The organism is Trichocoleus sp. FACHB-6 (assembly GCF_014695815.1).
Taxonomy (GTDB): domain Bacteria; phylum Cyanobacteriota; class Cyanobacteriia; order Cyanobacteriales; family FACHB-T130; genus Funiculus; species Funiculus sociatus.
Map to the genome: position 1 here is coordinate 1 of NZ_JACJOY010000108.1, position 23,108 is coordinate 23,108.

At 43.2% G+C, this 23,108-nt stretch carries 16 protein-coding genes and 1 pseudogene; 13 read left to right on the forward strand and 4 right to left on the reverse strand.

What is annotated here, in order from left to right:
- Positions 1–161: 161 nt before the first annotated feature.
- Positions 162–470, forward strand: a pseudogene (locus tag H6F66_RS29495) (transposase); the annotation flags it as partial.
- A gap of 186 nt (positions 471–656) precedes the next feature.
- Here the strand turns inward: H6F66_RS29495 and chlG are convergent.
- The 4 genes from chlG to H6F66_RS21675 all read right to left on the reverse strand — a co-directional run bounded on the left by chlG (position 657) and on the right by H6F66_RS21675 (position 5,713).
- Positions 657–1,649 carry a chlorophyll synthase ChlG gene (gene chlG / locus H6F66_RS21660; protein WP_190425289.1) on the reverse strand — a complete coding sequence of 331 codons (993 nt, stop codon included), beginning with the start codon at positions 1,647–1,649 and terminating at the stop codon, positions 657–659.
- A 146-nt stretch (positions 1,650–1,795) separates the two neighbouring features.
- Positions 1,796–2,893 carry an ArsA family ATPase gene (locus H6F66_RS21665; RefSeq protein ID WP_190425292.1) on the reverse strand — a complete coding sequence of 366 codons (1,098 nt, stop codon included), beginning with the start codon at positions 2,891–2,893 and terminating at the stop codon, positions 1,796–1,798.
- A 4-nt stretch (positions 2,894–2,897) separates the two neighbouring features.
- On the reverse strand, positions 2,898–3,092 hold the full coding sequence (locus H6F66_RS21670) for a DUF2862 domain-containing protein (protein WP_190425295.1): 195 nt from the start codon (positions 3,090–3,092) through the stop codon (positions 2,898–2,900).
- Between the two features lie 308 nt (positions 3,093–3,400).
- A complete protein-coding gene (locus tag H6F66_RS21675) occupies positions 3,401–5,713 on the reverse strand; it encodes an O-antigen ligase family protein (protein WP_190425298.1) in 2,313 nt (770 codons plus the stop codon).
- Between the two features lie 252 nt (positions 5,714–5,965).
- Here H6F66_RS21675 and H6F66_RS21680 point away from each other — a divergent pair, with 252 nt between their 5' ends.
- The 12 genes from H6F66_RS21680 (at position 5,966) to H6F66_RS21735 (ending at position 23,038) form a co-directional block, all read left to right on the forward strand.
- Positions 5,966–6,811: an ABC transporter permease gene (locus H6F66_RS21680; protein WP_190425396.1), complete on the forward strand. Its 846-nt coding sequence runs from the start codon at positions 5,966–5,968 to the stop codon at positions 6,809–6,811.
- 21 nt (positions 6,812–6,832) lie between these two features.
- The gene (locus H6F66_RS21685; RefSeq protein ID WP_190425301.1) at positions 6,833–8,095 is read left to right on the forward strand and encodes a Wzt carbohydrate-binding domain-containing protein; all 1,263 of its coding nucleotides are present in this window, start codon (positions 6,833–6,835) and stop codon (positions 8,093–8,095) included.
- Positions 8,096–8,127: 32 nt separating this feature from the next.
- Positions 8,128–9,663 carry a class I SAM-dependent methyltransferase gene (locus H6F66_RS21690; RefSeq protein WP_190425304.1) on the forward strand — a complete coding sequence of 512 codons (1,536 nt, stop codon included), beginning with the start codon at positions 8,128–8,130 and terminating at the stop codon, positions 9,661–9,663.
- On the forward strand, positions 9,660–11,990 hold the full coding sequence (locus H6F66_RS21695) for a glycosyltransferase (protein WP_190425307.1): 2,331 nt from the start codon (positions 9,660–9,662) through the stop codon (positions 11,988–11,990). The genes H6F66_RS21690 and H6F66_RS21695 overlap by 4 nt, the downstream gene beginning before the upstream one ends.
- 75 nt (positions 11,991–12,065) lie before the next feature.
- Positions 12,066–13,223: a class I SAM-dependent methyltransferase gene (locus tag H6F66_RS21700; RefSeq protein ID WP_190425310.1), complete on the forward strand. Its 1,158-nt coding sequence runs from the start codon at positions 12,066–12,068 to the stop codon at positions 13,221–13,223.
- 140 nt (positions 13,224–13,363) lie between these two features.
- Positions 13,364–14,299, forward strand: coding sequence for a methyltransferase domain-containing protein (locus H6F66_RS21705; RefSeq protein WP_190425312.1), 936 nt, complete (start codon positions 13,364–13,366; stop codon positions 14,297–14,299).
- Complete coding sequence (locus tag H6F66_RS21710; protein WP_190425316.1) at positions 14,296–15,456, forward strand: glycosyltransferase family 4 protein; 1,161 nt, start codon at positions 14,296–14,298, stop codon at positions 15,454–15,456. Before H6F66_RS21705 ends, H6F66_RS21710 begins: the two co-directional genes overlap by 4 nt.
- A 159-nt stretch (positions 15,457–15,615) precedes the next feature.
- Complete coding sequence (locus H6F66_RS21715) at positions 15,616–16,587, forward strand: GDP-mannose 4,6-dehydratase (protein ID WP_190425320.1); 972 nt, start codon at positions 15,616–15,618, stop codon at positions 16,585–16,587.
- The gene (locus tag H6F66_RS21720) at positions 16,581–17,795 is read left to right on the forward strand and encodes a glycosyltransferase family 1 protein (protein WP_190425323.1); all 1,215 of its coding nucleotides are present in this window, start codon (positions 16,581–16,583) and stop codon (positions 17,793–17,795) included. Before H6F66_RS21715 ends, H6F66_RS21720 begins: the two co-directional genes overlap by 7 nt.
- Before the next feature lie 176 nt (positions 17,796–17,971).
- The gene (locus H6F66_RS21725) at positions 17,972–19,171 is read left to right on the forward strand and encodes a glycosyltransferase family 1 protein (protein WP_242023806.1); all 1,200 of its coding nucleotides are present in this window, start codon (positions 17,972–17,974) and stop codon (positions 19,169–19,171) included.
- A gap of 89 nt (positions 19,172–19,260) precedes the next feature.
- Positions 19,261–20,133 (forward strand): lipid kinase, encoded by an 873-nt coding sequence (locus H6F66_RS21730; protein WP_190425326.1) that lies wholly within the window; start codon positions 19,261–19,263, stop codon positions 20,131–20,133.
- 97 nt (positions 20,134–20,230) lie between these two features.
- Complete coding sequence (locus H6F66_RS21735; RefSeq protein WP_190425400.1) at positions 20,231–23,038, forward strand: HAD-IC family P-type ATPase; 2,808 nt, start codon at positions 20,231–20,233, stop codon at positions 23,036–23,038.
- The last annotated feature ends 70 nt before the right edge of the window (positions 23,039–23,108 follow it).

Sequence of the window (23,108 nt, forward strand, 5' to 3'; positions counted from 1 at the left end):
TTATGAGTTATTGCCAGAAACATCGGAGACTTTTATTTATCTGGCAATGATCCGTATCATGGTCAGGCGGTTGGCATAATATTTAACCCCTCACCACTTTTCAAACATCCTCTTACACCGAGTGAGCTTTTTTACTGCTCAACCAACTTTTAAGACAACCTCTAATCAAAAGTTATTTTAGCCGCAACTGCGAACAAGAGTATCATCAAAAAGTTTCTCTATCCAGACAAAGTAAAAAAGAGCAATCAATCTGGCAACGCCGCTTTTGGGAACATCAAATTCGAGACGAAGAAGATTTTGCTAAACACCTGGAGTATATTCACTATAATCCAGTCAAACATGGATTAGTGAAAGCACCCAAAGACTGGGAATATTCTAGCTTTCACCGTTATGTTGCTGCCGGAATATATGATCTATCTTGGGGTTGTGGGGAAGAAATGTTGTTTTATGTCAGTGTAGGGCACGAGTAAGTTGGGGTTTGTTTTAATATCAATTCCTAATAATTGTAGGTTGGGTAGAGCGAATCGAAACTGAACAAATACTTGTTAATAAATAAGTTGGGTTTCCTACGCGAACCCAACCTACTGTAAAGAATAATTGTAGCGAAACCCAACAAATGCTTGTCAATGTTGGGTTTCGTATCTCAACCCAACCTACTAATAAACAGCGTGACCTAATGCCAAACCAGCAACCAGCATTCCTAGAACCAAAAAAGGTTGAGCGCTTGCCTGATATTTCACATCATTTTTTAGGGGATCGCGCAGAAAATACATATCCTGAAAAGTGATTTGGGGGATGATGAGTAATATCAAGATTGCCGCATAAAGATTTTGGTGGATGCTAATTAAATACGCGGCAATTCCAGCTTGAAAGATATCGATCATCAGCACGCATATCCATGCAGCGGTGCCAACGCCAAACATCACCGGAAGCGATTGTAGACCGAGTTGGCGATCGCCTTCAACACTCTTGAAGTCATTCACCACCGCGATTCCCAACCCCGCCAAACTGTAGAACAGCGTCAGAATCATAATCGTAGCGTTTAACTCGCCAAACAGCGCGTGACCAGTCCACCAGGGAAGAGCAATATAACTGGCACCCAGTGCGTAATTGCCTAGCCAGCCATTTTTCTTCAGCTTCAGCGGTGGCGCAGAATAAATATAGGCTAGAAAAGTACCACCCAAGGCAATGCAGGTGATGGTAGGAAAATCATGCCCCGCCCATCTATCTAAAACGTAGGAAAGACTTAACCCTGCAAATAACAGCACCAAAATTTGCATTACCACTTGGGGAACAGAAATGGCACCAGAGGGAATAGGACGGTAGGGTTCGTTAATCGCGTCGATATCGCGATCGTAAAAGTCATTTAAAGTTTGGGTATACCCAACCAGAATAGGCCCCGACAGCAGCATACAAGTAGCAGCTTTCAGAACATTTTCCAGAGTCCAAGTGTATTCACCCGAAGAAGCTGCACCGCAGACAACGCCCCAAATCAGGGGAATCCAGGTAATCGGCTTCATCAGCTGCAAGCGAATTTTCCAGATAGAAGTCTCGCCAGAAGCAGCACCTTTCATGCCTAGCAGTTGCCGAGTTTTCGCACTGCGCTCAGCTGAGTTATCAGTTGTTGGTTGTCCGTTGTCCGTTGTCATTTGCTAATAGGTAATAGGGACTGGGGACTGGGGACTGGGGGCTAGGGACTGGGGGTTGGGGGCTAGGGACTAGGGGTTAGGTAAGCAACTTTCCCAATTCCCAATTCCCAATTCCCAATTCCCAATTCCCAATTCCCAATTCCCAATTAAAACGAAATCGTTAAGTAACTATTTTGAAATTTAGCGCCTTTGACGGATTGACCGCTCAACTGGGGCGGCAAAGAGATATTGCGCCGCTGGTCTCCAGCATCGATGGTGACTTCTGGGCCAGACTGGGTAAGTTTTACCTGTTTTTTGTCAAAACCAGGCAAGAATAAACGTACCTGACGGGCAGAGATATCAATCTCAATCGGTTTGGGAGCCGATGCAGCTTGACGCAAATCTGGGAGAGCTTCTATCAGGGGTTGCCAGTCACTAGGAGGACAGATAGGAAGAGAACTAACTGCCAAAGGGCTAAAGTTCGCCGAGATGCCTTCTGTCACAGGCTCCTGGTTTAGCAGTACGCCGCCCACAGTCAGCCCGATTTGTTGGGCGCTACCCCACAGATACTGGGCAGTTGCCACAGCGGTAGGATCGCCTGTTGTCACCAAATAGGCGGCAGTCCGGGAGGGGTCTGCTATTGCTGCTTTCCCTCGTTCCAGCAGATTGTTCACTTCGTTAGTGGGTTGTTGGGCGAAGTTATCCCCAGTCCATGAGACGTTGAGGACAGCGCTGCTGATCGGTTGAATGAAGGGCGATACTGTTTTCCAGAGGTCGGAATCTTCCACTACTTTCCGGAAGCGACGGATATACCAGCTGAGTATTTCTGGCATACCCAACATCCGTAGGGTAGTCTGGTCGCCGCTGCCATCGTAAACGATCGCGTCGTACTTGCCACTGGCATCGTACTCGCGGATGGCGTTTAGAGCTAAGGCGCTATCCATCCCTGGCAATACGCCTAGTTCTTGACCGTAGACATTTTTTATCAGGGGTGTCCGGAGATATTGCGCCTCCAGTTTTTTGATTTCTTCCCAGCTGCGCTCTAGCAAGACGGCGGACTGGAACTGCACTACTTGCAAATTTTGAGTTAGTTCCTGGGGGTCGGGACTGGTGGATGTCCCCAGCAGCAATCCGAGGGATGGGCCGGGGTCAACTCCAGCCAGTAGAACTCGCGCTCCCTGGGTTGCCAGTTTTTTTGCAGCTGCGATCGCTACTGTTGTGCGACCAGTGCCGCCTTTGCCCAAAAAGGTTAAAATCAAGGCCATCTCTTTACTGTGCAGGTTTCAGTTCGTCTTCAAAGAACCATGTGGCTGAGTTGTCCTCGAATTGTACGACGACCCCAACGCCACTGCCATCGGTCATTCTGTAACCTTGGATGGTTCCGACTTTCCCCAGTTTATTGACTATCGCAGGTGATACCCTGTCTCTGAGGCGGTATACTTTAACTTTTTGACCTATCTCCATTACTGCTTCCGAATACAATGAATCATTCCACAGTGTAGCGGAATCGGGGACTTAGAGGGACTGGGAATTGGGGAATAGGAGCTAATGAGATATTGCACCATTGACAATAAGCTTTGAAATAAATTTCAGGCTGAAAACTTAAACCTTTTAAAACTGGTTAAAATCTTTATCTAGTCTGTTTTAACTGACTGCTTACTATCAGCCTCAAACTTTAGTTCAGGGCAGGATTGCGTTGCTCATAGTGACTGGTGCAAAATGTGAGGATTAGGAACAAAGAAAAAAAATACTACCGGAGTTCCTAGTCAGCTTCATTTCGGGCAAGATGCTTCCTGTACGATGGCTGTCAAATTTCGATCATCTGGAGAAATTCCCAAAGATTTTGGGTTAAAAACTGAATCAGACTCTACCCAAACCAGATACCAGGAGGTTTTTGGGGTTCCTTGCACATGAATCAGCTTTGATGTGCCAATTTTATCAAATTGTTCGCGCAAGTCTAGAAGCGGAATGGGCAAATGTGAGAAAAGTTTCTGGGAAAACTGAGTTTCTTCGCTAAACCCATAAACCGAAATGTGCAAAGTAGACGGTGGAATTTTCCCATCGACGGGTCGGGGTGCAAGTATGGAAAAATCTAAGCGATCGCTTCTGGAACAAGTTTTTACCAAAAAAACACAATTCTGTCCACACCATCGCCCCTTAGCGTTACCAAACGTCTCCCAACCATACATATTTCTCGACCAAGCAATGCCAAGATTTGATTGCACTGGCGGGTAAGCAACCTGTACTCCGATCCAGCGCGTTCCATCCCCAGCGACTGGAAAAAAAGATAAATTGTGTTTGCGAGGTAAATTCTGTCCCCCATTCTCTAGCGCCAGTTCCAGCCGATCCGTTCCTTCCACTGTGATGCTGAAATCCTTAGCCTTACCAAGATTAACAGTCATTGGCTTCTGTCTGGGATTGACATCGTACACGGAGTATGATTTTTTCTCTGCCGTTGCGAAAGTTGCCAATGCCGTATTTGGCCCCAACCAGCGCATGATTTTTGTATTTGGTGCCGTCAAAGCTGCCTCAAACTGATATCCTCCGAAACTAAAGGTTAAATAACAAAAGAGAATTCCTAGAAGGGAAACACCAGACAGTAGCGCGAATGCGATCGCCGGAATAAATCGCGCCCCTAGCGATCGCGTCTTAGACGGTAGTAATTGATACTGTGGCTCAACCGAGTTTGGCTTTGAACTATGGTCTGCATGAAACGGTAGACCAACTAAAGCCCCCCAAAAGATAGCATGAATATAGTAACTAGGGCGGATGTAGTTAATTTCTTGCACCAGGGTTGGTACAAAAAAGGAACTCACGGCTAAAAGAAAAAGTAACCTACCACCGGGTAAAAAGCGAGAGTTTTGAAATGCAGTAAACGCGATTAGTCCTAAGAAAGAAAAAATAATTACAGTGTGCAGTAACCCAAATTCTACTAATATTTGAAAAAACAAGTTATGGGCAGTATCAAACACAACATTTGGTCGATTATTTCTCAAACCGTACTCGGAAATTATTTGTAGCCAACTTGCATATCCATGCCCAAAAAGCGGTGCTTCTTTAAAGATATTCCACGCTGCTTTCCAAATTTCCAGCCGTGTCGTCTCAGGAGATAGAGCTTCGGTATCCCATTCATAACCTACCAATTTAGCAATTTGCTGCAAAAGCTTTTGATTACTAAATATTGCGAGGAGAATACTAGCAATAAAAAGCGGTAAGCTTGCACGTTTTACTTGATTAACTATGCTACTTTTTTTCAATCCAAAGCTAAGGTAATAGAAGCCGCACACAGTAATGTAAATAAGACAAAGTAGAAGTGCGCCAGCTTGTTGTGTGGCAAGAGCACCCAGAATTAATATAAAAGATATCCCCGCCCAAAGAATCCGACTTCTTCTAGTCGATGCTGTGACTGTCGCCCATAAAACAATAGCGATTCCCGGCGCAAAATAAGGCCAGGCCCAGCCAGGATTTCCAAATATTTGCGTTAGCCGATGAGAACCCCAAGCATTATAAAGAAGGCTTTTTGGTAAAACTTGCTCAATTCCCACCAAAAGGCAGAAAAAGCCCGTAAGGGTGACAAGAAGCGGGCCAAAAACAACTAAACCTAATAATAACTTCCAACCATGTAAAAAACTGCGGACAATTAAACAGGCAAGGGTTCCCATCATCACCGCAGTTAGGAGCATAAAAAATGTTCTAACCCCATAGTTTTGATAGGTAGTTGCCTGAAAAAAACATTCAATGCGAGTATTTATATTAGGAATAATCAGGCATGGTGTCCAAAGCTGACCGGGAGTTTTAAATAAGGATATAAAAGCGCGTGTTCCCGTTAGGAACAACACAGTTAACCATAGAAAGCTGAATACACCAACCTCACTTGGTCGGAACGACCAACCGGACACCTGAAGATTTCTTCCCCAACTGAAGGTAAAACAGAGAATCCCACTCAGAAGCGCAATCCCCGCAAGTTCTGGTATAGCAGGAAGAGTACCATCTGGATTGACTGGAACCAAAAGATGAAAAATAATAATAATTCCCAAGCAAAAGCTAATAACCGACCTTTGCCACAGCGCTTTGTGTCTAATCACTTCTCCTCTCCTGCACTTTTTTTGGATTTAACAGCGTTACAGCTTCAGCGCTTTGCCTTCTGGCAAGGCTGAAATAATTTTGAATGGCTTGTGTTTACGCAAAATTGTTATAAAATCATAAATTTAGCAGATGACCAGATGAATTGGAGGCGGAATTTACAGGAACGGGAACTTTGATGTTGGACTACCGACTAAAAAAAAAGCGCTTCTGTAAGTCGGCTGTAGATGAGGGAGTAAGGGTTGTTAAAGTCCATTAAGACGGCTGTACGCAGAGTGGGAAATATAGTTTATTGGCTACCAGTGAATGAACAGTGGCGGACAAAGCTTGATTTACTCAAAGCATTGGTGCAACGCGACTTGGAGGCGCGATACAAGGGATCAATATTGGGCAATCTGTGGCCTCTCTTGAATCAGCTGTCGCAGTTGCTAATTTACACCTATGTCTTCTCAATTGTCTTGCAAGTGAAGCTGAGTCTCAAGGGGTTGCCTACAAATAACCTTACATTTGGTTTGTGGCTGTTTGCAGGATTGCTTCCCTGGATTGCCTTTACTGGTGGGCTATTTCAGGCATCTGGTTCGGTCATGGGGCAGCCTAATTTGGTGAAAAAGGTAGTTTTTCCTTTGGCTTTATTACCTCTAGTGCCAGTGCTATCAACCTTCATTGAGAGTACCTTTGGCTTAATGGCATTGATTGTCTTGGTGGCGGTGTCATCCAATACAATACACAGTACGTTATGGCTGTTGCCGCTAGTATGGCTACCTCAACTGCTATTGACAGCGGGGCTGGGGTATTTAACCGCAGGGTTGACGGTATTTTTGAGAGATGTTCCGCAGACGCTGGGAGTTATATTAAACCTTTGGTTTTATTTAACTCCGCTTGTCTATCCAGCGTCGGTGATTCCCCAAGAGTGGCGAGGTTGGGTATTTTGGTTGAATCCCCTGGCAGCGATCGCAGAAGTGTATAGAGATTTAATTTTGGTGGGAGAAGTGACGCATTGGGGAGAGTGGGGAGTCGCTACAGTAGTCTCTGTTGTGGGGTTTTTTGGCGGATTATGGGTGTATCGTCGGTTACGACCAGCATTTGCTGATGTACTCTAGTATTGGGACAACAACAGCTGTGTGATGAGTGATATTGCTATTTCTCTGAAAAATGTCTCGAAGTGCTACAAGCGCTATGCGCGTCCAGTAGACCGACTTAAGGAAATTTTGCTACCGAGGAGGAGTCACGTCCAAGAGTTTTGGGCGTTACAAGATATTAACCTGGAGATAAACAGGGGAGAGACCCTGGGAATCATTGGGCAAAATGGTTCTGGAAAAAGCACCCTGCTGCAAATTATTGCAGGAACTTTGATGCCAACCACTGGTGAGGTAGGGGTAAACGGTCGAGTTTCGGCATTACTAGAACTCGGCAGTGGCTTTAATCCAGAGTTTACTGGGCGGCAAAATGTATTTTTTAACGGGCGAATCTTGGGATTAAGTCAACTAGAAATTGCCGATAAGTTTGATGATATTGAGGCTTTTGCTGAGATCGGAGATTTCATCGATCAGCCTGTTAAAACTTATTCGAGCGGCATGGCAGTGCGATTGGCATTTGCAGTTATTGCCCATACAGAACCAACAATCTTAATTGTAGATGAAGCGCTGGCTGTCGGCGATGCAAAATTTCAAGCTCGGTGTATGAAGCGGATTCGTCACCTTAAGGAACAAGGCGTAACAATTCTATTTGTTTCTCACGATTCCTCAAGTGTTAAAATGCTATGTCAGCGTGCCGCTTTGATGAATCACGGAAGAATATTAGAGATAGGTAATCCCAAGGACGTAGTAAATCACTACATTGCGTTGCTTAGTTCAGATAAGACTCAGGTTGATGCGAAGGAAATAAATAGTGCTGGGAGGGAGGATTTTATAAGCCGCGATCCAGAGAAATTACTGCACAGGCATGGGAATAATCTAGCAATTATTAAGGATGTTAAAATTACTCATGCTGACGGCAGCGAAGCAAAAACAAAAATAGAGACAGGAACGGGTTTTAATATTGTAATTTTAATAGAAGCTCAAGCAGAATTATCCGATATAGTAATAGGTATATCTATTAGAAATTTGCTGGGAGTAGTGGTTTATGGAACTAATAGTTTCTTAAAAAGAGTTAAACTTACTAAAGTAAACAAAGGAGAAAAAATTACGGCAAGGTTTAAAATGCCTTGCTATTTAAATAGGGGAACATACACGGTAACAGTTGGTATACATTCCGAAGAAGGATTGAGTTACGACTGGGTAGATGAGCTGGTAGTGTTTGAAGTATATAATATTGATGGGTGCGAAGGTATTGTAGATATGGATTGTAGTCTAGAAATTAATACAGATAGAATTGTTAATGTTTAAATAATTTGATAAATAAATATAGGTTTAAAAAAATGATAGAAGCAAATAATCCAGAAATAAATGTAGATGAATTAATGCAAAAAATTCGGGAAGAGGTTGCTAGGCGTAAAAGCAGCTTTCCTGCGAAAAATGGGGAAGTGATGGCTGGGGCAGGAACAGTGGTAGCAAATTACAGCAATATAGTTAGTTGCATAGATGCTTTGCTTAATAATGCTGAATTTAAGTCTCAAGTTCGTAGTCATTGGCCTAAAAAGTTTGAGCGGTTTCCATTTAATTTAAGTGGAGGGATACAGAGATTTGCCCTAAAAGTATATAATTTTCTACTAAAAGAACAACGTGTAGTTAATTCTTCTTTGATTGAGGCATTAAGGCAGTCGCTGTTCTTGAATCGACAGCTATTGGAGCAAGTAACTGCTCTCCAAACACAACTACAAGGAACGAGCGCTCACCTCGACACCACCGATGCACACCTGCAAGCGGTAAGCGATCGCATATCAGCTACAGATGCACAACTGCAAGGGGTAAGCGATCGCCTCAACACCACAGATGCACAACTGCAAGGGGTAAGCGATCGCTTGAATGGCACCGATGAGCGAGTTAATCTGATAAGCGATCGCATATCAGCCACCGATGCACGAGTTAATCTGATAAGCGATCGCATATCAGCCACCGATGCACGACTGCAAGAGGCGAACGATCGTCTCAATGCCACTAATGGACGACTGCAAGGGGTAAGCGATCACCTCAACGCTACCGATGAGAGTTACATCAGAAACGACAGTTATCTCAAGAATGATTTAAACCAACAAAAGCGATTGATCGCCTTGTTTCTAGAAGAAGCGCGACAACGTTTGCCAGAACCTTTTAGTCAAGAGCAAGTGGAAGCTTTTGTGAATGAAGAACAGCACTTGCTAGATGCCTTCTACGTTGCTTTTGAAGAGCATTTTCGGGGCAGTCGTGAGGATATCCTAAATCGGCTAAAAGTCTACCTGCCGTTAGTCGAACAAGCAAAGGTTGGTACGCAGGATTCTCCCATTCTAGATGTGGGTTGTGGGCGCGGTGAATGGTTAAGATTGCTACAGGAATCGGAATACGTTGTACGAGGTCTAGACATCAACCGGGTAATGTTGGATGAGTGCAAAGCTAGAGGATTTGAGGTAATAGAAGCAGATGTAATAGATTACTTGCAAGCTTTACCAGATGCTAGCTTAGGTGCAGTAACAGGCTTTCACATTATTGAACATTTACCCTTTTCAGCGTTGATACAGTTATTTAACGAGACACTGAGGGTGTTGAAACCAGGTGGCTTGGCTATTTTTGAAACACCAAATCCACAAAATATTCTAGTAGGAACTACCAATTTCTACATGGATCCCACTCATCGCAATCCTTTACCCAGTCCTCTAGTTAAATTCCTGGTAGAGAATAGTGGATTTGCTTCAGTAAATATAATGAATTTAAATCCTTATGAAGAATCATATAAAGTTAGTGGCTCGGAGCTGGCAGAGCTATTTAACCAGTATTTTTATGGTCCTCAAGATTATGCAGTAGTTGGATACAAGGTATGAAGCCACTGGCTATCGTCACTCCCTGGTTTGGTAGGGATTTAAAAGGAGGAGCAGAGCAACAAGCTTGGCAAGTAGCGACACGTCTCGCCTGTCGAGGACATGAAGTAGAGGTACTAACAACCTGCTGTCGCTCCTTTCAAGATGATTGGGCTGTCAACTACTTCAGAGCTGGATTGAGCCAGGAGCAGGATGTAAAAATTCGACGCTTTCGAGTAGACAGACGCGATCGCAATGCCTTCGAGCGCACTAATGGCATAATGTTAAGCTTACCGTCTTTAGAGCTAAAGCCTGGAATCAATCCAGTAACTTTAGAAGATGCAGCTATTTTTTGTCGTGAAAATATTAACTCTACTCAACTGCTGAAATTTCTAAAAAAGCATCATGACCAGTATCAAGCATTTCTATTTATTCCCTATCTTTATGGTCTTATTTTAAATGGATTGCCGATTGTTGCCAGTCGTGCCTTTCTACAGCCTTGTTTACACGATGAAGTTTATGCTTATTTACCCCAAGTTACTAATATCTTCCATGCCGCCAAAGGTCTATTATTTATCAGTGAGGGTGAAGCAGAACTAGCAAAACAGTTATATGGTCCTGGAATTATTTCCAAAAGCATTGTAGCGGGTGCAGGCGTGGAGGCTGGTCAGTTCTATGATGAAACGATTAGTCAAATTGGAGATTTCTCAGTAAAACAAGAGCGTTTTATCTTTTACCTGGGTCGGCGGGATGCAACAAAAAATACAGATTTATTAGTAAGAGCTTATGTAGCTTTCAAGCAGAAACATCCAGATTCTAGTTTAAAGTTAGTTCTGGCTGGTCCTGGAAATACATCCTTTAATGGCTGTGCGCCGGGTTTGGTAGATTTAGGTTTAGTCCAAGAGAGTGAAAAAGAAGGATTACTAGCTAACTGTTTGGCTTTATTTCAACCTAGTCAAAATGAAAGTTACTCTCGCGTCATCATGGAAGCTTGGTTTTATGGGCGACCTGTCGTTGCCCATAGAAGTTGTTTAGCTACTGCTATGGCGGTAGAGTGTGCTAAAGGGGGTTGGTTAGCAAAGACAGAACTTGAATGGGCAGAACTGTTTGCAAAAATTGACCAACTAGGTGAGGAACAACTGGCAACTTACGGTGCTAATGGTCAAGCTTATGCAAGAGAATATGCGGTATGGGATAAAGTCATCGAACGTTACGAAGTTGTATTAGGACTATCTCAAACCCCAGCAATCACAGCCAAGCTAAAAGCTGGAAAGCTCAAGGAAATCCATCAACTACTGCCCAATTTGGCATACGGGGATGCTATCTCTAATCATGCTCTAGCAATCAGGAATTACTTACGCAGTTGCGGGTATAAGTCAGATATATTTGTTAAATATGTGGATGAGCGCGTTGCTCATGAAGTAACAGTCTTTCAGCCAAAATGGATTAGCCCTCAAGCGGGGTTAATCTACCACCATTCGATTGGTTCTGAATTGACAGAGTATGCGATCGCTCATCCAAGTTCTAAATGTCTGATTTATCACAACATCACGCCTGCTGAGTTTTTTTTGCCTTATCGACCAGAGTTTGCCAAGATTCTGGAAAAAGGTCGGGCGGAGCTAAAACAACTAGCCCAGCACTTCCCAATGTCAGTGGGAGTTTCTACTTACAATACGGCTGAACTTGTGGCGTCTGGTTTTCATGTAGCAGGGGTGCTGCCTATCGCTATAGACCCCAGAAAGTGGGATTTGCCTGCGGATGGTGCATTGATGCGTCAACTGCAAGATGGCAAGGCAAATCTGCTATTTGTGGGTCGTATGGCACCAAATAAGCGTCAAGATCATCTGTTGGAAGCTTTTGCTCACTACCTGACAATGGATCGAGAGGCGCGGCTAATTGTAGTGGGATGTGGTGAGATACAAGATCCATATTACTGCCACATTATCAACACTATTCATAGGTTAGGACTAACCAACTATGTTATACTTCCAGGACAAGTCAACGATGCCCAATTATTGGCTTTTTATCGAACTGCACACCTGTTTTGGTCAATGAGCGAACACGAAGGTTTTTGTGTACCGCTGGTAGAAGCGATGTGGTTTGATGTTCCTGTTTTGGCTTATAAAAACACTGCCGTACCAGAAACCTTAGGTGAAGCTGGGGTAATGTTTAGCAGTAAGGAAGATTTGGTGCAGGTGGCAGCTCTTGCTAAACTTCTTGTGCGAGATGAAATACTACGGTCAAAAGTGATTAAGGCACAGCGAAGTAGGCGAGAATATTTTACCCAAATCACAGTAAATGAAAGGTTAAACAGCCTAATTTTAAAAATGGAAGAAGTAAATAAACAATGAACAAGCTGTATAAATCTTGATCGTTAGCAGTAGTACAGTTATAAGATTAAGTCTCGATACAAAGGGGTAAGTGGTATGGAACTAGAAGAGCTAAAAAGAAACTGGAATGAATTTGGGCGACGAGATCCTTTATGGGCAATATTGACCAATCCGACTAAAAAAGGTAATAAGTGGGAACCAGATGAATTTTTTAAGACTGGTGAAGAAGAAATAGAAAGTGTAATAAATTACATAAACTCTTTGGGTATTGCTTACTCTCGAAAGAAAGCTTTGGATTTCGGTTGTGGAGTCGGACGACTTACTCAGGCACTTTTCCACTACTTTGATGAAGCTTGTGGTATAGATATTGCTCCGTCAATGATTGAACTTGCTAGAAAATATAATCGTTATGGTGATAAATGCCAATATTACGTCAACGAATCTGACGATCTAAGACTGTTTAAAGATAATTCATTTAATTTTATTTATTCAAAGATCGTTCTTCAGCATATTAGACCAGAGTATAGCAAAAATTATATAAAAGAATTTTTGCGTATTCTTACTCCTGGTGGCTTAATGGTTTTTCAGATTCCAAGTGAACCAGTTCCTATTGAATACCTTACTACTTTAGGAGATTCGGCTTACAACGCACAAATAACTTTATTAGAGCCATTGCCCCTTTTAAAGGCTGGAGGCGAAGCTACCATTAAAGTTAGCGTAAAAAATATTAGCGATGTAACTTGGCCCTCCCTCTCGGAATCACAAGGAAAATACATGATTAATTTGGGCAATCACTGGCTGAATAAAGCTGGAAAAATTATCATGAATGACGATGGAAGAAAACCACTACCAAAAAGTATAAAACCATTGGAAGAAGCAGAAATTTCGCTAGATATTACTATTCCAGGAGAACCTGGTAACTGTCTTCTTGAACTAGACATGGTTCACGAAGGAGTGACTTGGTTTAAAGAAAAGGGTTCTCAGACAACCAGAGTTTCTGTTCAAGTTGAGAAGGCATTTCAACTCAAGGATATAGGTCAAAGTATTTTGAACTTATATCGCATGGTTGCGGGTATTAATGTGCCGAAAAACAGCTCTAATTTTTTTGTACCTACTATGGAGATGTACGGCATACAAAAGGATGTAGTTTTGGAATTGATAGATTGCGGTGGAGGGAAACTTATAGATGTTCAGCAAGACTTTTCAGTGGGTCAAGGGTGGTTAAGTTACCTCTACTGTGTAATCAAGGAATAAAAAAGGATGCTTAATATAAATTATTTAAAGCTCAGCTAGACAACGTACAAATTTTATAAAGCTAGACCACTGAAAGTAAATACCTTCTTCCCTCAAGTTGATTAACAATAAACCATTTAAAAAATGTAGGAGGCGGCTGCATGATCTATTCTTTGAAAAAGATTGCTAGGAATATTAAAGATACTATTATTCAGCAACCAGAGGCTCTGTTTCCTCTTCATCCGAACTTGCCTTTACCAAAAGACATATCTGAAAGTCAAGTGTTTAATTTTTTGAAGTCTGTTCTGGTTACAGATGCTAATCCTCAGGAGATGGCAAATTATTGTGAACAAGACTTTAGAAGATTTGTCTATACTTATGGACTTGTAATAAATTTATCAGGAAAGTGTCTGGAGTTAGGAGCCAATCCATACTTTACAACGATGTTATTAAAAGAATTTACTCAATTAGAACTATATTTAGCTAATTATTTTGGTTTAAATCGAGGAGATAAAGTCATTCAGGAGGTAACCTATAAAGACTTTAATTCTGATAATAGTTTATCAATCCAGCTTGAATCTAGTCATTTTAACATAGAGGAAGATCCGTTTCCCTTTAAGAATGGAGAGTTTGATATTGTTTTATTTTGTGAAATAATAGAACATTTGCTTATGAATCCCGTTGCTGTGTTGAAGGAGATTAAGAGAGTCCTGAAACCCAATGGAGCCTTAATTTTAACTACCCCAAATGTAAGCAGATTGGAAAATGTTGCTAAAATGATTGCTGGAGTAAATATCTACGATCCGTACTCTGGTTACGGACCATACGGCAGGCACAATCGGGAATACAATAAGCATGAATTATACTTGTTGCTTAATTATCTAGGTTTTACGATTGACTCTATGTTCACGGCTGATGTGCATCAAAACAATGCAAGCTGTTATGCATTAGTATCTAATTTAAAACCATTGTTGAAGCAGCGGGAACTTGACTTAGGTCAATATATTTTTGTTAGAGCTTTAAATACTAGAAAAGCAGGTGAAAAAAAACCTGCATTTTTATATAGAAGTTATCCCGCTGATGAGCTAGAGCAATGACCAAGGTTGCCTTTGTTGTTCAACGCTGTGGATTGGAGGTTAATGGAGGAGCAGAAACGCTCTGCCTTAAGATGGCAGAGCGAATGTCCAAGTATTGGAATACAGAAATACTAACCACCTGTGCATTAGACTACATAAGTTGGCAAAATTACTATTCACCAGGAGTAGTAGATATTTCAGGTGTCAAGGTGCGGCGTTTCCAAGTGACAAAGCAGCGGAATATAGAAGCATTTAATCATTTATCTGAAAATCTTTATCCTCGATTGAAAGAAGTTCCTATTGAACAGCAAGAAGCGTGGATGCTGGCACAGGGACCATTTTCGGCTGACTTGGTTGCCTATGTTGAGAAGCACAAGCATGAATACGATGTATTTATTTTCTTTACATATTTATATGCAACAACTTATTTCATTTTGCCATTAGTAGCAGAAAAGGCTTATCTGGTTCCTTTGGCTCATGACGAATGGCCCATTTATATGAGTATGTGGGAAAAGTTTTTTGAGAAACCGTGTGGTTTTGTCTTTAACACGGTGGAAGAACGGGATTTTCTCAAAGCACGTTTCCCAAAAATTAATTTAAAGGGACCTGTCGCTGGAGTAGCAGTAGTTCCACCGCAAGTTTATAGTGCAGAACGCTTCCGACAGCAATACAACATTTATGAGCCATTTTTGTTGTATATTGGCAGGATTGACCCTTCTAAGGGGTGTGAAGAACTTTTAAGTTATTTTTTCAAGTTGCGTAAGCAGGAATCTGGTATGAGAAAGCTAGTGTTGTTGGGCAAGCCAACAATGCCAATTGCCAAGCACCCCGATATCATTCCACTAGGTTTTGTGGATGAGCAGGCTAAGTGGGATGCTTTAGCTGCTTGCGATCTCCTGGTAATGCCGTCCCCCTATGAAAGTCTTTCTATGGTGTTGCTAGAAGCGTGGTCGGTGGGTAAGGCTGTATTAGTAAACGCAAGATGTGAGGTACTCGTGGGGCAATCTCGGAGAGCGCAAGGCGGGCTTTGGTATACAAATGTAGATGAGTTTCAGGTAGCTATAGAAATGATGGATGAGCAAGTTAGACATCAGCTAGGTTTGCAAGGAAAAAGTTTTGTAGAAACAAATTATGTATGGTCGAAGATAGAAGAAAAGTATTTTAATTTATTGAAGTAGTTAACAAATTTTTAATTATAAAGTTTAATATGTATAATTACATCAAAGTTTATTGAGAAAAAGTTATTTTTGGATAAATAAAATATTTATTATTTCGAGGTACTTATAGACCTTATCTCTTGCTAGTATTGTTAACTACCGACAACCCAACAAAAGACAGTGCAAAAAAGAGCTTTAATCACCGGATTAACCGGACAAGATGGTTCGTACTTAGCCGAACTTCTCCTAGAAAAAGGTTATCAGGTATTTGGTTTAGTACGTCGCTCTAGTTCTGGCAACCTTGACCGCATCAGTCACCTTTCCGGCAATGTCCAAATCCTCTCCGGCGACCTTTTGGATCAATCTTCCTTAATGGATGTTATTAGTGAATCTCAACCAGATGAAATCTATAACCTCGCCTCCCAAAGCTATGTTCCCCTATCTTGGACACAGCCAGCCCTCACAGCTGAATATACGGCTCTTGGAGTTTCTCGACTTTTAGAATCTATCCGTCGCTGCAAAAAAGATGCCAAATTTTATCAAGCTTCCAGCAGCGAAGTTTTCGGTCAACCAGACGAATCCCCCCAAACCGAACGCACCGCTTTTCGCCCCCGCAACCCTTACGGTGTCGCCAAAGCTTACGCCCATTGGATGACTATTAACTATAGGCAACAGTATAATCTTTACACCTGCTGCGGCATCACCTACACCCACGAATCCCCCCGGCGCGGGACAGAATTCGTGTTTCGCAAAATCACCAGCACAGCTGCGATGATTAAACTTGGTTTGGCAAAAGAACTGAAACTAGGCAACTTAGAAGCTCGTCGAGACTGGTGCTATGCCAAAGATGCGGTATATGCTATGTGGTTGATGTTACAGCAAGAGAAACCTGATGATTATATTATTGCCAGTGGTGAAACCCATTCTGTTAAAGATTTAGTGGAATGTGCTTTTAATTGTGTCGGATTGAATTGGCAAGATTATGTATCTGTAGATCCGGCTTTCTATCGACCTGATGAATCAGTGCAGTTAGTTGGTTCCATTGAAAAAATTAAAACTCAGCTAGATTGGAAACCTCAGTATTCCTTTGAGCAATTGGTTGAATTAATGGTTGAGCATGACCTGAAAAAACTCACCAATACTGGATGCTAAAAGTTGTAATTGACGGTACTCCTGTACAGCCTAAACCAAGCGGAGTTGGTCTTTATGTCGCGAATCTAATTCGTTACCTTTATCTGCTACAAAATCAGGGTGACATTCACTTTCAACTAGGCATTGTTTACCAGCCGGGCATGAAAAATTGGCTGCGTGGCAACTTATCCTGTCCTAAACTGCTGGCAGAGTATTCCAACCTTTACGTAATGCCTTTGCCTGTAAGAATTTCTAACCCTTTATTTTTAGCATCTCCAAAAATATTTCAATCTTATTTTGAACCTTCTCTCAATTATCCAAATGTAATTCATGGAACAAATTATTTTGTATATCCATGTAAAAAAAGTAAAAAAGTAATGACTCTTTACGATCTGACGTTTATTAAGTATCCACAATATATAAACTCAGTTGTAAAAGAATATGCCAACCGTGTCCGCCAATGTTTAAAGTGGACTGATTTAGTTATAACTATCTCGGAAAGTTCTAAGAGAGATATAGTTGAATATTTGGAAATAGACCCAAGTCGCGTATATGTCGCGCCTTTAGCTAGTCGTTACTATCCAGAATATTTGTCGGATTTGTTAGCTGAAAAAATTCTCGCTAAAGGAGAGGAAGCAGCCTCTCACGTGGGTTCCCAGCCTGATGATAATGAGAATAAGTATGATTTTTCCAAGCCTTATCTACTATTTGTAAGTACGATTGAGCCGAGAAAAAATATTACTAATTTGATTAGAGCTTTTAATTATTTAAAGCAAAAGTATAAAATAGAGCATCAATTGGTTTTAGTGGGTCAAAAGGGATGGCATTACGAGCCAATATTTACCGAGATTGAAGGTTCTGCTTTTAAAAGCGAGATTCATCACTTAGACTATTTATCTGATGAAATGGTTGCTTTGTTTTATTCTAAGGCTGATGCTTTTGTATATCCTTCCCACTATGAGGGTTTTGGTTTACCTGTGTTGGAAGCAATGACGTTAGGGACTCCGGTTATTACTTCAAATACGTCTTCACTGCCGGAGGTTGTGGGAGATGCGGCGTTGTTGGTAGATCCTAACGATGCAATGGGGTTGGCGGAGGCAATATTACAGGTAATTAGTGATTCTCAGTTTCGCCACGAATTGATTAAAAAGGGTAAGGAAAGAGCTAAAATGTTTTCTTGGGAAAGAACTGCTAGAGAAACATTGAAGGCGTATAATTTATTGTTTTAAGTCACAAACAAAAACCTACCAATTTAGACTTTATCATGGTTTTGTTGGGTTTCGCTTACGCTCTACCCAACCTACCAATTTATTATGAGTAATGCCACATTTAGAATCCCTTTAACCTGCTTTAAAAGGGGCGACAGAAGGAGCGGTTGCAGGCATAAAGTAAAATGGTATAATTTATGCCTTTGTTGGGTTTCGTCGCTCAACCCAGCCTACAAATGGAGAATTATTTGTCAAGTCAATTGCTGATTAATCTCTCTTTTCTTTTTTCTAAGCCGACTGGGATTGCTACTTATGCTGCTAATATTTTTCCTTATTTACAGCATCTCAATCCAACTTTATTAATAGCTAATAATATTCTTAATAATGGGGAGGCTGAGCCTACCTTAGTTAGTTCACAGGTTGAGCCTGGGAAACAGGAGGGAGTATGGAAGAGTAACTATAGCCGCTATCCAGTACCGCCTAATTTAACTCCGGAACAAGGGACCAAAGGGCATTTTAATCGGATTTTGTGGACACAGTTGCAGTTGCCACAAGTTTACAAAAACTTAAATTCTAGTCTGCTGTTTTCGCCGCTTCCAGAAGCGCCATTATTTTCTGGCTGTCGTTCTGTGGTAATGGTTCATGATTTGATTCCGGTGCGTTTTCCTAAGCGGGGTTCCCCACTGGGCCTCTACTTTCGTTACTACATTCCGCAAGTTTTAGGGCAGGCACAGCATATTATTTGTAATTCTAGGGCTACTGCTCAGGATATTAGGAATTTTTATAAAATTCCAGAGGATAAAATTACGCCAATTCTTTTAGCGTATGATGCGAATCATTTTCGCTATCTTGATTTACCAACCAGCAATTATTTTCTTTACATAGGACGTTACGATCCTTACAAAAATCTGACTCGGCTGATTGAGGCTTTTGCTACTTTATCTAATTGTGGCGATCGCGAGTTGTGGTTGGCTGGATCTGCGGATAAGCGTTATGCGCCGATTTTGATAGAGCAAGTGGAACGGCTGGGGCTGAAAAATCGGGTAAAATTCCTAGAATACGTTCCTTCTGCCCAGTTGCCGACGCTGGTTAATCAAGCGATCGCGCTCGTTTTTCCTAGTCTCTGGGAAGGTTTCGGCTTGCCAGTTTTGGAAGCAATGGCTTGCGGTACCCCGGTAATTACCTCGAATATCTCATCGTTGCCAGAAGTCGCTGGCGATGCGGCAATTTTAGTAAATCCTTACAATGTTGGGGAAATCGCTGACGCGATGCAGGCAGTAGCGACGGATTCAGGATTGCGATCGCGTCTATCTGATGCTAGTCTCGCCAGAGCCAGCCAATTTAGTTGGGCAAAAACCGGACAAGCTACCGCCGAAGTCCTAAAGCGGTATCTTTAGAAGAATTATCAGGCGAGAAGTTAACTATAGGTAGATTTATTCTTTCAAAAATTTTGTGAAAATTATTACCTCTTAATGGAAAACTAGGCATGAATCGGCGAGCATTGTTGCTGGTTAATCGCCACGCACGGCGCGGAAAAGAGGCTTTAGCTCAAGCTGTTAGCAAATTGCAAGAACTAGGCATTGATTTGCAAGAAGAGTCTACAGAAAAGCCCAAACAACTGCCAGACATTATCCGGCGATGGAGCGATCGCGTAGATTTAGTCATTATCGGTGGCGGCGATGGCACCTTGAATGCAGCAGTAGACGGTATAGTTGACACGCAACTCCCTTTAGGCATCCTGCCGTTGGGAACCGCCAACGACCTAGCGCGAACCCTAGCAATTCCTCAAGCTTTAGATGAAGCTTGCCAGGTGATTGCAAATGGGAAACAACAACGAATTGACTTAGGCTGGGTCAATGGTAAGCACTTCTTTAATGTTGCAAGTTTAGGCTTAAGCGTACAAATTACCAAGCAACTGACCAAAGAAATCAAGCAACGCTGGGGAGTTCTGGCTTACGCAGTAACAGCAATCCGAGTAGTTGGGCGATCGCGTCCTTTTTTGGCAGAAATCCGCAGCAATGGCGAATCAATTAAGGTGAAAACCGTTCAAATTGCCGTAGGAAACGGGCGATATTATGGCGGTGGCATGACAATAGCTGAAGATGCAACAATCAACGACCAGCGGCTGGATTTGTACAGTTTGGAAATTGAACGCGCATGGGAAATAATCCCCTTGTTACCAGCAATGAAGCAAGGGCAGCAGGGAGATTTACCAGGTGTGCGGACTCTTCAAAGTCAGGAAATAGAGGTATACACCAATAAACGTCGCCCAATCAATACCGATGGAGAAATCACCACTTATACGCCAGCAAAATTCCGCCTGATTCCTCAAGCTTTATCGATTTTTGTACCTGGCTAACTCATAGTGCATAGTTAAAGTAGCATCCAATCACCAGGTTTAAGCCCTATGATTGAGAGCTAGTAGGTCTTAAAGCACATTTCCCGTGACTCCATCTATCCCTTCAAATTCAAATCCCGACCAGGCAAGACCCTGGCACACCTTAGAAGTTGAAAAAACGCTGGAACTGCTCTCTAGCGACGCAGAATCTGGTCTAACCACCGTAGAAGCTCAAGAACGGTTGCAGCAGTACGGCCCCAATGAGCTACAGGAAACTGCCGGGAGGAGTTCCTGGGAAATCTTGCTCGATCAGTTCAAAAACATCATGTTGTTGATGCTGATCTTGGTGGCCCTGATTTCTGGGATTTTAGACCTGGTGGATTTACGAAGCGGAAAGTTAGCCGCAGGCGAAATCCCCTTCAAAGATACAATTGCCATCTTGTTGATTGTAGTTCTCAACGGCATATTGGGCTATCTTCAGGAAAGCCGTGCCGAGAAAGCTCTAGCAGCCTTGAAGAAGCTGTCTTCCCCAAAAGTGCGAATCATTCGCGACGGCAGACAAGTGGAAGTGGAAGGCAAGACGCTGGTGCCGGGGGACATTATGCTAGTGGAAGCTGGGGTGCAGATTTCCGCAGACGGGCGGCTGATTGAAGAGGCAAATCTGCAAATAAGGGAATCAGCACTCACTGGCGAAGCTCAAGCGGTGAACAAACAAGCATCAGTGCATTTGAGCGACGAAACATCTTTAGGCGATCGCATTAACTTAGTCTTTCAGGGAACCGAAGTTGTCCAGGGACGAGGCAAAGTAATCGTCACTGGAACCGGAATGAAGACGGAACTCGGCAAAATTGCCGATATGCTGCAATCCGTCGAAAGCGAAGACACCCCCTTACAACAGCGGATGACCCAGTTGGGTAACGTGCTGGTGAGTGGTTCTCTGGTCTTAGTTGCCATAGTGATCGTGGGCGGCATGATCCAAAGCCGCTTCAGCTCAGGACGTTGGGATTGGGGTGTCTTGCAAGACCTCGTAGAAGTTTCCCTGTCGATGGCTGTGGCTGTGGTGCCAGAAGGATTGCCAGCTGTAATCACCGTAACTTTGGCACTGGGAACGCAGCGGATGGTGCGCCGTCACGCCCTAATTCGCAAACTCCCAGCAGTAGAAACTCTGGGTTCAGTCACGACTATTTGCTCAGATAAAACTGGCACCCTCACCCAAAATAAAATGGTGGTGCAACGGGTAGAAACTGGTTCCCAAAGTTTCCGCGTCGCTGGCGAAGGTTATATTCCCACCGGGGAATTTTATCTAGGCGATCAACAGGTAGCAGTAGAACAGTATCCGGATCTGCAAACCTTGATGCTTGGTTGCGTGCTTTGCAATGATGCCATGTTGCAGCACGAGAAAGACCAATGGACGATTCTGGGCGACCCCACCGAAGGGGCGCTGATTGTCCTCGCCGGAAAGGGAGGCGTGGATAAAGAACCTGTCTTGCGGCAGATGCCCCGCGTCAGAGAGTTTCCCTTCTCCTCCGAACGCAAGCGGATGAGTGTAATTTGTCGAGCAGGGGACAAAGGACAGGCGAACTCCCAGTCACCTTACTTAATGTTTACCAAGGGTTCGCCAGAGTTAATACTGGAGCGTTGTACTCATATTCAGATGGGCGACAAGAAGGAGCCTCTGAGGGATGAGCAACGCACTCAGATTCTGGAGCAAAATAACCAAATGGCATCCGTTGGCTTGCGGGTGCTGGGCTTTTCCTACAAACCTATGGACAACGTTCCTCCGGAAGGGTCAGAAGAAACAGAGGAACAAAAATTAGTGTGGCTGGGTTTGGTGGGAATGCTGGATGCTCCCCGTCCAGAAGTGCGGGATGCGGTAGCCAAATGCAAACAAGCTGGCATCCGAGCAATGATGATTACTGGCGACCACCAGCTGACAGCGCAAGCGATCGCTCAAGATTTGGGAATAGCACAAGTAGGCGATCGCGTCCTCACAGGTCAACAGTTGCAAAAGTTTAGCCCAGAAGAACTAGATCAACAAGTTGACGACGTTAACATCTACGCCCGCGTTGCTCCAGAACACAAACTACGCATCGTCCAATCCCTCCAGCGTCGCGGCAGATTCGTCGCCATGACTGGTGACGGCGTTAACGATGCCCCAGCCCTCAAACAAGCTGATATTGGCATCGCAATGGGCATCACAGGCACCGATGTCAGTAAAGAAGCAAGCGACATGGTACTACTAGACGACAACTTCGCCACCATCGTCGCCGCCACAGAAGAAGGGCGGACAGTTTATAGCAATATTCGCCGCTTTATCAAATACATTCTGGGCAGCAACATTGGTGAAGTGTTAACCATTGCCGCCGCACCCCTACTGGGCTTGGGAGGCGTTCCCCTCTCGCCATTGCAGATTCTCTGGATGAACCTCGTCACCGATGGTTTACCAGCTCTCGCCCTCGCCGTAGAACCCGCAGAACCAGACGTGATGCGCCGTCCTCCCATGAATCCTCGCGAGAGTATTTTTGCGCGGGGGCTGGGTTCTTACATGATCCGGATAGGGATTATCTTTGCCATTATCTCCATTGCTTTGATGGTAGTGGCATACCGCTACTTTCCCGATGATTGGAAGACGATGGTGTTTACGACTTTATGTCTGGCTCAGATGGGACACGCGCTCGCAGTTCGTTCCAACACTAGGCTGACAATAGAGTTAAACCCCTTCTCTAACCCTTATTTGCTATGGGCTGTGACTCTCACCACGGCGTTACAGCTGCTGCTGCTTTACGTCCCATTCCTGCAAGATTTCTTTGGTACGACACCACTAACTCTGCAAGAACTGGGTATTTGCCTGGGATTCAGCTCTTTAATGTTTGTTTGGGTGGAACTGGAAAAGCTGTTTATTCGCTGGTACAAAAGCAGACAATGATAGCTGATGGCTAATTGCTGATAAACAACTAGCAATTAGCAATTAGCCATTAGCAATCCTTCCATTATTT